This window comes from Xanthomonas sp. NCPPB 2866 (assembly GCF_041475745.2).
Classification (GTDB): Bacteria; Pseudomonadota; Gammaproteobacteria; order Xanthomonadales; family Xanthomonadaceae; genus Xanthomonas; species Xanthomonas arboricola.
The window spans coordinates 2,838,172-2,851,482 of sequence record NZ_CM192975.1; the positions used below are offsets into that span (position 1 = coordinate 2,838,172).

Genomic DNA, 13,311 nt, shown 5'->3' on the forward strand with positions numbered 1-13,311 from the left:
CCCGGGCGCGACATGGCCTTCCCGGTAACCCCATCGCGCTCAGGCGCGCTCCTACAAACCGATCGGCTACTACCGCGATCGCTGCAATTACCCGTAGGAGCGCACCCGGGCGCGACAAGGCGTTCCCGGTAACGCCGTCGCGCTCAGGCGCGCTCCTACCGCGCCGTCACGCCCGGCCGTGGACATGCCGTGCTCCGGCGACTGGGTACACTGCGCAGATGGAACCAAGCGTTAGCACTCCCCGCCCCGTCGATCCCCGTCGTGCCCAGCTGCAGCGCATGAAGCTGTTGGCGGTGGCCCTGCTGCTGGCCATGTTCGCCGGCTTCGTCGTCAGCCACCTGATGGGCGAACAAGGCGTCTGGGCCTGGGTCTCGGCCTTCTGCGAAGCGGCCACGGTCGGCGCACTGGCCGACTGGTTCGCGGTGGTGGCCTTGTTCCGGCGGCCGATGGGCCTGCCGATTCCGCACACCGCCATCCTGCCGCGCGGCAAGGACCGCCTGGCCGACGGCCTGGCGGTATTCGTGCGCGACCAGTTCCTCGCCCCCGAGGCGTTGATGGACAAACTGCGCGTGTTCGACCCGGCCAGCCGCCTCGGCGAATGGCTGGCCAAACCCGAACAGGCGCGCATGCTCGCGCAGATGGCGCGCAGCTGGATGCTGCAGGCGCTGGAACTGCTGGACGAGGCCGCGGTGCGCCGCGCGATCCAGCGCTTCGTGGTCGACCGTCTGCGCAAATGGAATGCCGCCGCCACCGTCGGCGATGTGATGGCGCTGCTCACCACCGATGGCCGGCATCAGAAATTGCTGGACGAGGTGCTGCTGCGCCTGGGCGAGTGGCTGGATCAGGAGCAGGTCAAGACGCGCGCCTCGGCCTTGATCGTGCGTTACGCGCGGCGCGAGTGGCCCAAGCTGGTCGGCACGGTGAACTGGGTCAAGCCGATCGAGGAGATCGGCGACAGCCTGGCCGACCGCATGGCGCGGGCGGCGATCGAGGAGTTGCAGGACATCCTCAAGACCCCCGAGCACCCGATCAGGCTCGACTACGAAGCGTGGCTGCAACGCTACATCGCGCGCCTGCGCGACGAGCCGGCAATGGCCGAGCGCGTGGAGGAGCTCAAGCAACGCGTGATCGAACATCCGGCCTTGCAGGACTACGTGCAAGGCCTGTGGGGCGAGATCCGCGATGCACTGCGCAACGACCTGGCGCGTGAAGAATCGTCGATGGCCGCGCACATGGAGCGCTCCATGCAATCGCTCGGCCAGGCCTTGTCGCAGGATCCCTCGCTGCGCGAAGCGCTCAACCAGCACATGTTGCAGGCCGCCGACAAACTCACCACGCGTCTGCGCGCATCGGTGACCGACCATATCGCGTCGACGATGAAAAGTTGGGACGAACGTCACCTCGTCGAACAATTGGAATTGGGTGTCGGACGCGATCTGCAATACATTCGGTTCAATGGAACGTTGGTGGGCGGACTGATCGGGCTTGCCCTTCACGCATTATCGATCTGGCTGGCGTTCTGATGCATTGGCAATGACGTTGATCGCCCACCGGAAGCACGTGCGGACGCCGGGGAGTTTGCACGGGTTCTGATGATCGTCAGGCGCCACCACGAGACCGACCTCGCCGTCGGCCAGCACACCGGGCACGCAACAGGCAAGGCAAAGGAACAGAAATGCCGAATGGCCGCTGGGATCTGCGCAGAAAATACGGGCGCCGCGCATCGATCGGTGCCCTGCTGATTCTCGCCACAGGTCTGATTGCCGCCATTCTCGCCGGCCTGTCGCTACAGCGACATAACGAGCTCGAGCGCGAGCAGCGTTTCAACTATGTCGTGCGCACGCTGACACGCAACATCAGCGAGCGCATGTATACCTTCGAACACGGGTTGCGCGGCGCACGCGGTGCCTTGATCGGCGCCGGCAAGGATGTCATCAGTCGCGACCGCTTCACCTTGTACAGCCGCTCGCGCGATTACACGCGCGAGTTCCCCGGCGTACTGGGTTACGGCTACATCCATCGCGTTGCGCCCGCCGACGAAGAGGCCTTCCTGCAGGCCGCGCGCGCGGACGGTGCACCGGACATCAAGCGCCGGCCGCTGGCGCCCTGGGACGGCGAGCGTTACATCGTGCTGTATTTCGAACCGGAGTCCTCGGGCAACCGTCCGATCGGTCTGGACATCGCCTCCGATCCGCGTCGACGCGCGGCGGCACTGCAGGCCGCACGCAGCGGCGTGCCGATCATGACCTCGCCGATCTCGCTATCCGGTTATCGCATTCCTAGCGAGAGCGGATTCCTGGTGCTGCTGGCGGTCTATCGCGAGGGCATGCCGCTGCAGACGCCGCAACAGCGCATGGCCGCGACCAGTGGCTGGGTGTATGCGCCCTTCAGCGTCGAGCAGATGGTGCAAAGCACCCTGGGCGAGCGCGACGACGTGGCGCTGGATCTTTCCGACCGGAACGAGCCGACCCACAACTTCTTCCGCAGCGGCACACCTTCCAGCGACAGCGCGCGTCGCCCGCCGGTGATCCAGCAGCTGCAGATCTACGGCCGCACCTGGATCATCACCGCCCACCCCACCGCCAGCTTCCTGGCCTCGCTCAACCAGACCTCGCCATGGCTGACCGGCGGCCTGGTGCTGGGCGTGTCGGTGCTGCTGGCGGCATTGCTGGTGCTGTATTTCAGCAACGGCCTGCGGCGCGAGGAAGTGCTGCGCAAACAGATGGAGCTGGCGGCACTGGTCAGCCACTCCAGCGAGGCCATCGTTGCCGAAACCCCGGACGGACACATCACCCACTGGAATCCCGCTGCCGAAGCGATGTTCGGCTACAGCGCGGACGAGGCGATCGGCCAGAACCTGACGATGCTGCTGTCGCCGCAGCCATATGCGATCCCCGACATCGAGCACGCCGACGAGCACCATTCGGTCGATACCTCGGCGGCGCTGAGCATGCGCCATCGCGATGGGCATCTGGTCCATGTGCTGGCCAGCAAGGCCCCGATCATCGAACGCGATGCCACCCTGAGCGGGCACTCGCATTTCTTCCGCGACATCTCCGAGCGGGTGCGTTCGCATCAGCGCATCGTCGACCTGAATGCATCGCTCGAACACCAGGTCGCCGAACGCACCAGCGAATTGATGAAGTTCTCCGCGCTGCACCGGGCGATCCTGGCACACGCCGGCTTTGCCATCATCGCCACCGACTCCGGCGGCTTTGTCACGCTGTTCAATCGCGCCGCGGAAAAACTGCTGGGCTACAACGCCGACGAGGTGATCGGCCGCCGCAAGGCCGGCCAGTTCATCGAGCAGGAAGAACTGCAGCAGCGCGCGCACCTGCTGTCCGAGCAGACCGGCGCGCCGGTGGCGCATACGCTGGAGGCGATCGCCGCGCTGACCAGCCTGGGCCGCAGCGACACCAGCGAATGGACCTACGTCAGCCACGAAGGCCGCCGCCTGCCGGTGCTGCTGACCCTGAGCACCCTGCGCGACGATAACGACCAGGTGATCGGTTACCTGGGCATGGCGGTGGACCTGACCGAGCAGAAACTGCACGAGAAACAACTGCGCCTGGCGATGGATGCGGCCAAGAGCGCCAACCAGTCCAAGTCCGATTTCCTGGCCAACATGAGCCACGAGATCCGCACGCCGATGAACGCGATCCTGGGCATGCTGTACCTGCTCCAGCGCAGCGAACTGCCCGGTGCCGCGCAGGACATGGTGACCAAGATCGACCGCTCCGCGCGCTCGCTGCTGGAGATCATCAACGACATCCTGGACTTCTCCAAGATCGAGGCCGGGCGCATCGATCTGGAACGCGCACCGTTCGACCTCAATCAACTGTTCGACAACATCGCCGACCTGATGCGTTCCTCGCTCAGCACCAAACCGGTGGAGATGATCGTCGAACCGCTGCCGCGCGACTGCCGCTGGTTGCTCGGCGATGCGCTGCGCATCAACCAGGTACTGGTCAACCTGGTTGGCAACGCGATCAAGTTCACCGAGCAGGGCGAAGTGGTGCTGTCGGTACGGCGTTTCCCCAGCGGCGATCCGAACAAGCTCAAGCTGCTGTTCTCGGTGCGCGACACCGGCATCGGCATTTCCAAGGAAAAGCAGAGCCTGATCTTCTCGCCGTTCCTGCAGGCCGACACCTCCACCAGCCGGCGCTACGGCGGCAGCGGCCTGGGCCTGACCATCAGCCGGCGCCTGATCGAATTGATGGGCGGCGAGCTGGAGGTGGAAAGCGTGCCCGGCCGCGGCAGCGAGTTCTACTTCGTGGTGACGCTGGAAAAATCCGCCCCGCCGCTGGCGCAGCGCGACCTGCCGGCGCTGCCGCCGGAAGCGATGCCGCGGGTGTTGATCGCCGACGACCACGATGCGGCGCTCAACAACCTGGTGCGCATCGCCAGCGAACTCGGCTGGCGCGTGGATGCGGTCGCCAGCGGCCAGGCCGCCCTACAGGCGATCGAGCAGGCCAGCGAGCCCTACGACATCTTCCTGCTCGACTGGCGCATGCCCGATATCGACGGCGTGGCGATCGCGCGGCAGATCCGTGCACGCGCCGTGCCCGGCCCGCATCCGGTGATCGTCATGGTCACCGCCTACGAGCGCCGGCTGCTGGAGCAGCATCCCGAGCAACAGGACCTGGATGCGGTGATGACCAAGCCGGTGACCAGCGCGGCGCTGCACCGGCTGGTGGAGCAACTGGTCCACGAACGCCCCGGCGCGCGGCCGGTGGCGCCCACCTTCGTGGCGCGTCGGCTGGAAGGCGCGCATCTGCTGCTGGTGGACGACAGCGAAATCAACTGCGAAGTGGCGCAGCGCATTCTCGAAGGCGAAGGCGCCATGGTCACGGTCGCCCACGACGGCGAACAGGCCATCAACACGCTGCGGCGTGCGCCGGAGCTGTTCCAGCTGGTGTTGATGGACGTGCAGATGCCGGTGGTCGATGGCTATGAAGCCACGCGGCGGCTGCGGCAGATCCCCGCGCTGGCCAGCCTGCCGGTGATCGCGCTGACTGCCGGCGCCTTTCGCCCGCAACAGGAGAAAGCGCTGGAAGCGGGCATGAACGGTTTCATCGCCAAGCCGTTCAATGTGGAGGAACTGGTCACCGCCATCCGCCACTTCCTGCAGCCGGGTGTACGGCGCATCCCGTCGCTGCCGCACGAGGCCGCTGTGCAGGGCGGCCCCGAGTGGGAACACGCCGACCCGGAGGTGCTGGATGCGGCGCGTGCACGCAGCCTGTGGCGCGAGCGCGAACCGTACGAGCGCTATCTGCTCAAACTGCTGCGCGACAACCCCGACCCGGCCGAGGCCGCAGCCGAGCATCTGCGCCGCAACGAGCTGCCGGCGATCGGTGCGCTGGCGCACAAGCTGCGCGGCGCGGCCGGGTCGCTGGCATTGCCGGCCCTGGCCGGTGCCGCCAGCGACCTGGAAACCCGCATCGAGCAGGGCCACGACATCACCTCGGCGCTGCTCGCACTCAAGGACACCATGCAGCGTACCGCCGCGGCGATCCATGCCTTCCTGCAACACGGCGACAGCGACGCGGAAGCAGGCGATGACGATGCCGCGCTGGACGCGGACAGCGTGCAGATCCTGGAAGCGGCCCTGGGCAGCGACGATGCCGACAGGATCGACCACGCGCTGCTGATCTGCGCGCCGCATCTGCCGCGCAACCTGCAGGAAGCACTGCAGCGTGCGGTGGAAGATTTCGACTTCCGTCGCGCCGAGGCCACCTTGCGCGACTGGCAAGCCACTCACCTGCGCTGACCGCTCACCACGCCGGTGGCAAGGAGTCTCCATGCCGCATCGTCCCCTGCTGTGTGTCGACGATGAATCCAGCAACCTGGCCACCCTGCGCCAGCTGCTGCGCGACGATTTTCCGCTGGTGTTCGCCAAGTCCGGCGGCGAAGCGCTGGAGGCGGTGCTCCGCCACACGCCGGCGTTGATCCTGCTGGATGTCGAGCTGCCCGACATGGACGGCTATGCGGTGGCGCGCACGCTCAAGCAGCAGCCCGCCAGCACGGCCATCCCGATCCTGTTCGTGACCTCGCGCAGCAGCGAGCACGACGAACGTACCGGACTGGAAGCGGGCGCGGCCGATTACGTCAGCAAGCCCTACTCGCCCGCCCTGCTCAAGGCGCGCATCGCCACCCAGTTGAAGCTGGCCGAAAGCGCGCGCCTGGCGCAGCACTATCGCGATGCGATCCATCTGCTCGGTACCGCCGGGCAAGGCCAGGATGCCGACACCGGCGCGCATATCTGGCGCATGGCCGCCTATGCGCAGGTGCTGGCCGAGCAGGTCGGCTGGCCTGCGCAACGGGCGCAGCTGCTGCAGGATGCCGCGCCCCTGCACGACGCCGGCAAGATCGCGGTGCCCGGCAACATCCTGCACAAGCCCGGTGCATTGGACGAACACGAACGCACCGTGGTGCGCCAGCACCCGCAGGTCGGCCACGACCTGCTGCGGCACGGGCGCGGGCCGGTGTTTCAGCTGGCTGCGGAAATCGCGCTGCATCACCACGAATGCTGGGACGGCAGCGGCTATCCCAACGGCCTGGCCGGCGAGGCCATTCCCGAATCGGCGCGCATCGTGGCGGTGGCCGACGTGTTCGACGCGCTGTGCGGGCGGCGCGCCTACAAGGCGCCGTGGACGGTGGACGATGCGATGCGCAAGCTCGACAGCATGGCAGGCAAGCAGCTGGAACCGCGCCTGGTGCAGCAATTTCGCGAGGCGTTGCCGCAGGTCCTGCAGATCATGGATGCCTGGGATAGCGCGGCGCCGGGGACCTGAAGAGCCGGGAATCGGGAATCGGGATTGGGGAATCGGAACGGGCTGAGCAGTTTGCGGGCCGATCGGGCTAGCATTCGCACCCGTCTTGCGGGCTGTACGGCTCTCTCAGGTGGGCTGGTGGTGTTATCGGCCCTGTGATGCGTACGCAGTGTTGCCTGGCGTGTGCTTGAACACGGCTTCGCGCGGGCGGACAATAGCCATGTTGCGCCGCACAACACCGTGCGACGCGGGCCGGTCTGATAGCCATCTGCGCGCCACCGATGCGGCCCCGCAACCGAGAGTCCGATGTCCTCCAGCGTGTCCGAGGCCGGCGTCACGCCGCCGCGTTATCCCGATTACCGCATCATCTCGCTGATCCTGGCCTGCGCCATTTTCATGGAGCAGATGGACGCCACCGTGCTGGCGACCGCGCTGCCGACCCTGGCGCGCGATTTCGGCGTTGCCGCGCCGGCGATGAGCATCGCCATGACCAGCTACCTGCTGGCGCTGGCGGTGCTGATCCCGGCCAGCGGCGCGATCGCCGACCGCTTCGGCCTGCGCCGCGTGTTCGGCGCATCGATCTGGGTGTTCGTCGGCGGCTCGATCCTGTGTTCGCTGGCCGACAGCCTGCCCACCATGGTCGCCGCGCGCGTACTGCAAGGCGCCGGCGGCGCGATGATGGCCCCGCTCGGCCGGCTGATCCTGCTGCGCACGGTGGAGCGCCGTCACCTGGTGTCGGCCATGGCCTGGACGCTGGTGCCGGCCTTCATCGGCCCGATGCTCGGCCCGCCGCTGGGCGGATTTTTCGTCTCGTACCTGGACTGGCGCTGGATCTTCTACATCAACGTGCCGATCGGCATTGCCGGCTTTTTGCTGGTGCGCCGTTTCATCCCGGAAATCCCCACCGAATCGGCGCCGGCACGTTTCGACCTGCGCGGTTTTGTGCTGTGCGGCACCGCGTTGGGCTGCCTGTTGTTCGGCCTGGAAATGGTCAGCCAGCAGGACGGCATCGGTACCGCGAGCTGGCTGCTGGCCATCGGCGGCAGCGCTGCGCTGGGGTATCTGGGGCATGCACGCCACCACCCCGCTCCGCTGCTGGACCTGAGCCTGCTGCGGATCGATTCGTTCCGCTTGTCAGTGATCGGCGGTGCGCTGATGCGCATCACCCAGGGCGCGCATCCATTCCTGCTGCCGCTGCTGTTCCAGATCGGCTTCGGCATGAGTGCTGCACACAGCGGGCGCCTGATCCTGGCCACCGCGCTCGGTGCACTGCTGATGCGCAGCATCACCCCGCAGTTGCTGCGCCGCTTCGGCTATCGCAACAGCCTGATCGGCAACGGTGTGCTCGCCAGCCTGGGCTACATGGTCTGTGCGTTGTTCCGGCCCGACTGGCCGCCGGCGCTGATGTTCGGCCTGCTGCTGTGCTGTGGCGCCTTCATGTCGTTCCAGTTCGCCGCCTACAACACCATCGCCTACGAAAATGTGCCCGCATCGCGCATGAGCCGCGCCAGCAGCCTGTACACCACCTTGCAGCAACTGATGCTCTCGGTCGGCGTATGCGCCGGCGCAATGATCCTCAAGCTGGCGATGCTGGCCGGCGATCACACCCAGCCTGCGCAACGGGATTTTTCGCTGGCGTTCTGCGTGGTCAGCCTGATTTCGCTCAGCGCCACCTGGTGGCATGTGCGTTTCGACAAGGATGCCGGGCAGGAAATGAGCGGGCACCGGGCTTCGAGCGGCTGACCGCAGGGCTGCGTAGCCGGCGCAGCTACATAGCCGTGACTGGAATCGGCGTGCACCGCCCCGGCAACTGCGGTTTCCATGCGACACCCACATCAATTGCCAATTGCTCGCACCGCTTGGTTGACCAGTCTTGCAACGTGTCATGTCCGCCAACTCGCATGACAGCACCTCACAGGCGCCGTCATGCCTGCCATCATCGCGCCTTGTCGTTGTGCCAGGACGCGGCCTCGGCATGCGTCACCAGCAGGAACGCCAGCGGAAAGCCGATCTCGATCGCGACTGCCGCGAAGATGCCGGCGTTGACATGCCCGGCCACCCACTCCGCCACGCCCAGCACTGCCAGCAACAGGCACGCGGTGACAAAGCCCGCAACCACGGCACGGCGCCCTGGCGACGGTGGCGCCGTTCGCACCAGCAGCAGCATGACGCCGATGGCCGCATACAGCGGTGCGGCGCGTCGGCCGAGCACGCCCAGCGCGTCGCTGTCGAAAGCCACGCCCCAATTGGCCAGCATGGCCGCAGGCGCCAGCAGCCAGGCAGCGCCCAACGCGAAGAACGACAACGCCGACAGCGTGGCCAGGTAGCGAAATGCGCGCGATGCGATCGACGCGCTCATGCGTTCATCTCCACGACCATCCGCCCCTGCACCTTCCGCGCCTCGCCGCCAGAGTGGGGCTGATGCAATCCCCGGCCGCTGGTCAGCACCCGGTCTGCAACCGCAATGCCGGCATCGCGGGATGCCTGGACCACACCGGCAAGATCGACGCCAGGAATCAGCGGAATATGGCGAGTGATCGGGCCACCTCTGCTCACCGCCACCGCCGTCGCGTGGTGGTCGTTGCCGGTCGAATACTCGACAGCAACCCTCACCTCGCCCGGCATAAACGCGTCTTCGTTAAACCGGACCAGCCTGGTAACCACCGGCTCGCTGGTCTGAGCGGCAAGCATTGCATCGAAGGTCATTGCCTTCTCCTGTTGGGGTCAAGGCCGCGCGCGACCGCGTCACCACCGACGCATTGGTAACGGCATGCACACTGCAGTCGCTGCGGCTCGTTTGTGCAGCAGTGCAACCCGGCGTGGCGCAGCTGAAACCTGTTGCGCTCATCGCCAGGGCCGGCATTTGCAGTGGTTTGTCGGCCGGGCTTATCCGGCGTGGGATGGCGTCGTGGTCTCGGGTGGCGTCTTCGCATCGAGCTGCAGGTTCTTACGAATCAACGCCTGGAACACACCCGCCGGCGCAAACCGCCGCAGGAACTGCAGCTGTCCGGCGATCTTGCCCGCGGTGTAGCGCACATTGGGCTGCTGCGCGCGCGCCGCCTTCACCACCACGTCGGCGACGACGGAGGGCTCGTCCGCGCTTGCCATTGCCTGCGCCACCACCTGGCCGACCTGGGTACGGACCTGACGGTAGTTTTCCAGTGGCGCATCCGGGGCGAGAGTGTTCGCCTCGAACTGGGTTTTGGTGTAGGCCGGCTCGATTACCGTGACCCGGATTCCGTAGCTGCGCAGCTCGTGGTCCACCGCTTCGGAGTAACCCTCCACCGCGTGCTTGCTGGCCGCGTACAGCGCCGCATACGGCGTGGGCACCAGCCCGATGATCGAGCCGATGTTGATGATGCGGCCACTGCCCTGGCGGCGCATGTGCGGCACCACTGCGCGCGTCATGCGCACGACACCGAGGAAGTTGGTGTCGAGGATGGCCTTGGCCTGCTCGATCGAGCTTTCCTCCGCAGCGGCGGGAGACACACCGAAACCGGCGTTATTGACCAGCAGGTCGATGCGCCCTTCCCGTCGCAGCAGCTCCTGGATCGCGGCGTCGACCGATTCGTCGCTGGTCACATCCAGCGCCAGCAGCGTGAAGGCGCGCTGCCCGGACTGCGCGCCGCGACGGCTGGTGCCGTACACCGTATAGCCGGCGGCAGCCAGCGCGTTGGCAGTTGCTTCGCCGATGCCGGAGGAGGCGCCGGTCACCAGCGCAACAGGGGGTTTGCTTGTCATTGGAATTCCTTGAGTGCAGTGAGTGACAGGGCGGCAGTCGATTGACGATCACGCCGCGACTGGGAAGCGATGCTTGGCTAAAAACGCAGTCCTACCGGTGAAAGCTCGACCACGTGTGTGGCGGATGCACGCCTGTCGGTTAGTTGGACGCCTGCAACGACGACAGGATCTGGTCGCGACACACCGCGATGATTTCGTCGGCCAGTGGCGAATCGTTCGGGCACGACCGCGACAGCACGATGGCGCCGATGGCGTGCGCCATCATGTCCAGGTTGCTGGCGCGCTCCGCTGCTGCCTCGGCGGTGCCGGGCGCAGCGCCGCTGCGGTCGAGCGAGGCCAACAGGTTTTCGACCCCGGTGGCGAACGCCTCGCGCACTTCCTCCGGCTGGCGCGCGGCATCGGCGCCCAGCGCCGCCATCGTGCAACCGGTGGCAAGGCTGTCGCGATGTCCGCGCGACAGATAGAAGTTCACGAAATCCGCCTTGTCCACGTGCTCGGTCTGCGCGGCGATGTTGGCCAGGCCGCAGGCCGCCGATTCGGCCATCAGATCCGCCTTGGAGCGGAACTGCTTGTAGAAGCCGCCGTGGGTGAACCCTGCAGCGGCCATCAGATCGGCGATGCCGATCCCTTCGTAACCGCGCTCGCGAAACAGCACCGAGGCCGTCTCGACGACGTGCGCCCGGTTTGCCTGCGCCTGTGCCTTGGTCACTTTCATCGTTGGGACACTCCGTGCTGGTGCGGGACTGGGTAGAGCGACAGCTTACTTTGATGTCGTTCGTCATCAAAGTGTTGACACTTTAGATTTTGATCGTAATCTTTGTCAACCTCTGATTCCGAGCTCCCCCAATGACCCACCCTTCGCTGTTCGAACCCTATGCACTGGGCGCGCTGACCCTGGCCAACCGCATCGTGATGGCCCCGCTGACCCGCAACCGTGCGGGCGCCGGCCTGGTGCCGAGCGCACTGGCGGCCACCTACTACGCCCAACGCGCCTCGGCCGGCCTGCTGATCACCGAGGCCACCCAGATCTCGCCGCAGGCCCAGGGCTATCAGGACACCCCCAGCCTGTACACGCCCGAGCAGATCGCCGGCTGGCGTGCAGTTACCGACGCTGTACATGCCAAGGGCGGGCGCATCTTCGTGCAGCTGTGGCATGTGGGCCGGGTGTCGCATGTCGACCTGCAGCCGGGCGGCGCCGCACCGGTTGCGCCGTCTGCGATCCCCGCGGCGACCAAGGTGTTCGTCAACAACGGCTTTGCCGATGTCTCCGAACCACGCGCGCTTGCGCTGCACGAACTGCCGGGCATCGTCGACGACTTCCGCCAGGCAGCGGCCAATGCGATTGCCGCCGGCTTCGATGGCGTCGAAATCCACGGCGCCAACGGCTACCTGCTGGAGCAGTTCATCAAGGACGGCGCCAACCAGCGCACCGATGCCTACGGCGGCTCGATCGAAAACCGCGCGCGCCTGTTGCTGGAGGTGGTCGCGGCAGTGAGCAAGCAGATCGGCGCCGATCGCACCGGCGTGCGCATTTCGCCGGTGTCGCCGGCAAGCGGCATTTCCGGCAGCGATCCGCAGCCGCAATACGACTACATCGCCGAACAACTCGATGCGCTGGGCATCGTCTACCTGCACGTGGTCGAAGGTGCGACCGGCGGCCCGCGCGACGCGGCCCCGTTCGACTATGCCGCGCTGCGCAGCAAGTTCACCCGCACCTATCTGGCCAACAACGGCTACGACCTGGAACTGGCCAACGCCCAGTTGCGCGCAGGCAACGTCGACCTGGTGGCCTTCGGCCGCCCGTTCATCAGCAACCCCGATCTTGTCGAACGTCTGCATACCGGCGCAGCGCTGGCGCCGTTGAATCCGGACACGCTCTACGGCGGTGGCGCCGAAGGTTATATCGACTACCCGTCCCTCGCCGGCTGAGGCTGTCTCGCCTGGCGTCTTTCATCCACTGTTATCAAGGAATTCTGTATGTCCACACTTCCCGCTGTCCTCATCACTGGCGCCTCCACCGGTATCGGCGCCGTCTACGCCGAGCGCTTTGCGCAACGTGGCCACCACCTGGTGCTGGTCGCGCGCGACAAGGCCCGCCTGGATGCGCTGGCGGCGCGTCTGCACGCTGCACATGGCGTCAACGTCGACGTACTGCAGGCCGACCTGACCCAGCCCGCCGACCTGGCCGCAGTGGAAGCCCGCCTGCACGATGACGCGCAGATCGGCATCCTGATCAACAACGCCGGCATGGCGCAGTCCGGCGGCATCCTGCAGCAGAACGCCGAGGCAATCGACCGCCTGCTCGCGCTCAATGTCACCGCGTTGACCCGCCTGTCTGCCGCGGTTGCGCCGCGCTTTGCGCAGTCCGGCAGCGGCGCGATCGTCAACCTCGGCTCGGTGGTGGGCTTCGCTCCCGAATTCGGCATGAGCGTCTATGGCGCCACCAAGGCCTTCGTACTGTTCCTGTCGCAGGGGCTGCACCTGGAGCTGGGCCCCAAGGGCGTCTATGTGCAAGCCGTGCTGCCGGCCGGTACGCGCACCGAGATCTGGGGGCGTGCCGGTATCGACGTCAACACGCTCAGCGATCTGATGGACGTGGGCGAACTGGTCGATGCCGCGCTGGTTGGTTTTGATCGCCGCGAACTGGTCACCATCCCGCCACTGCACGTGGCCGAACGTTGGGACGCACTGGATGGCGCGCGCCAGGGGCTGCTGTCTGACATCCGCCAGGCCACCGCCGCCGAGCGCTATCAGCCGGCGGCCTGACCGGCCCGGCGGCGCAACCGCCCGCAGCGCT

General features: G+C 66.6%; 10 protein-coding genes. 6 read left to right on the forward strand and 4 right to left on the reverse strand.

Annotated elements, in window-relative coordinates; genetic code table 11:
- The first annotated feature begins 218 nt into the window (after positions 1-218).
- The 4 genes from ACCQ04_RS12180 (at position 219) to ACCQ04_RS12195 (ending at position 8,516) form a co-directional block, all read left to right on the forward strand.
- A complete protein-coding gene (locus tag ACCQ04_RS12180) occupies positions 219-1,523 on the forward strand; it encodes a DUF445 domain-containing protein (protein WP_024940197.1) in 1,305 nt (434 codons plus the stop codon).
- 152 nt (positions 1,524-1,675) lie between these two features.
- A complete protein-coding gene (locus ACCQ04_RS12185) occupies positions 1,676-5,770 on the forward strand; it encodes a CHASE domain-containing hybrid sensor histidine kinase/response regulator (RefSeq protein ID WP_226427657.1) in 4,095 nt (1,364 codons plus the stop codon).
- 31 nt (positions 5,771-5,801) lie between these two features.
- Entirely contained in the window at positions 5,802-6,794 is a 993-nt protein-coding gene (locus tag ACCQ04_RS12190) for an HD-GYP domain-containing protein (protein ID WP_046343123.1), read from the forward strand.
- 285 nt (positions 6,795-7,079) lie between these two features.
- Positions 7,080-8,516, forward strand: a complete 1,437-nt coding sequence (locus ACCQ04_RS12195; RefSeq protein ID WP_184613686.1) for a DHA2 family efflux MFS transporter permease subunit — start codon at positions 7,080-7,082, stop codon at positions 8,514-8,516.
- 193 nt (positions 8,517-8,709) lie between these two features.
- Here the strand turns inward: ACCQ04_RS12195 and ACCQ04_RS12200 are convergent, their stop codons facing one another.
- From ACCQ04_RS12200 to ACCQ04_RS12215, 4 genes are all read right to left on the reverse strand, one after another.
- Complete coding sequence (locus ACCQ04_RS12200; RefSeq protein ID WP_226427656.1) at positions 8,710-9,132, reverse strand: hypothetical protein; 423 nt, start codon at positions 9,130-9,132, stop codon at positions 8,710-8,712.
- Positions 9,129-9,479: an MDR/zinc-dependent alcohol dehydrogenase-like family protein gene (locus ACCQ04_RS12205; protein WP_226427655.1), complete on the reverse strand. Its 351-nt coding sequence runs from the start codon at positions 9,477-9,479 to the stop codon at positions 9,129-9,131. The genes ACCQ04_RS12200 and ACCQ04_RS12205 overlap by 4 nt, the downstream gene beginning before the upstream one ends.
- A 180-nt stretch (positions 9,480-9,659) precedes the next feature.
- Entirely contained in the window at positions 9,660-10,514 is an 855-nt protein-coding gene (locus ACCQ04_RS12210) for an oxidoreductase (RefSeq protein WP_184456171.1), read from the reverse strand.
- A 139-nt stretch (positions 10,515-10,653) separates the two neighbouring features.
- Complete coding sequence (locus tag ACCQ04_RS12215; protein ID WP_024940190.1) at positions 10,654-11,229, reverse strand: TetR/AcrR family transcriptional regulator; 576 nt, start codon at positions 11,227-11,229, stop codon at positions 10,654-10,656.
- A gap of 131 nt (positions 11,230-11,360) precedes the next feature.
- Between ACCQ04_RS12215 and ACCQ04_RS12220 the strand changes: the two genes are divergently transcribed.
- Positions 11,361-12,443 carry an alkene reductase gene (locus ACCQ04_RS12220; RefSeq protein WP_226427654.1) on the forward strand — a complete coding sequence of 361 codons (1,083 nt, stop codon included), beginning with the start codon at positions 11,361-11,363 and terminating at the stop codon, positions 12,441-12,443.
- Between the two features lie 48 nt (positions 12,444-12,491).
- Positions 12,492-13,280, forward strand: a complete 789-nt coding sequence (locus ACCQ04_RS12225) for an SDR family NAD(P)-dependent oxidoreductase (protein ID WP_179465665.1) — start codon at positions 12,492-12,494, stop codon at positions 13,278-13,280.
- The last annotated feature ends 31 nt before the right edge of the window (positions 13,281-13,311 follow it).